General features: G+C 55.9%; 1 protein-coding gene. It reads left to right on the top strand.

Annotated features, from left to right (window positions below; genetic code table 11):
* Positions 1-443: LuxR C-terminal-related transcriptional regulator (locus tag ACTHUR_RS19550; protein ID WP_440400449.1), on the top strand; the 443-nt coding region annotated here is incomplete at its 5' end.
* Between the last annotated feature and the right edge of the window lie 40 nt (positions 444-483).

The raw sequence follows: 483 nt of genomic DNA, 5'->3' as shown, positions 1-483 counted from the left end.
GCGTCAACCCGAACCAAACCGTCATCATGCTGACCGTTTCCGAAGACAGCGACGACCTAACCGAATGCATGCGCATCGGCGCACGCGGCTTTTTGCTGAAAAACATCAACGCCGACTTCCTGCTCGATAGCATCCGCAAAGCCGTCGACGGCGACAACGTCTTCTCCCCCGAAATGACCACACGCCTCGTCCAGTCCCTGATTTCCCCGTCCGCACCGCGCACCGACCAAGCACTCGCCACCCTCACCCCGCGTGAACTCGAAATCCTTGGCTATCTCGCCGCCGGACACAGCAACAAAGTCATCGCCCGCCATCTGGACTTGGCAGAATCCACCGTCAAAGTCCACGTCCAAAACCTACTGCGCAAACTCAACCTCAGCAGCCGCGTCCAAGCCGCCGTTTACGCCGTCCAACACAAAGTCCCGCAACCTGAAATTAATTAAACAGCTCAAGATATCGATGCTAATGCGGTAAAAACAAAAA

The sequence above is a fragment of the Neisseria sp. P0021.S007 genome (assembly GCF_051956855.1).
Note: the sequence above shows the minus strand (reverse complement) of the source record. Positions and strands in the feature narration are given on the sequence as shown.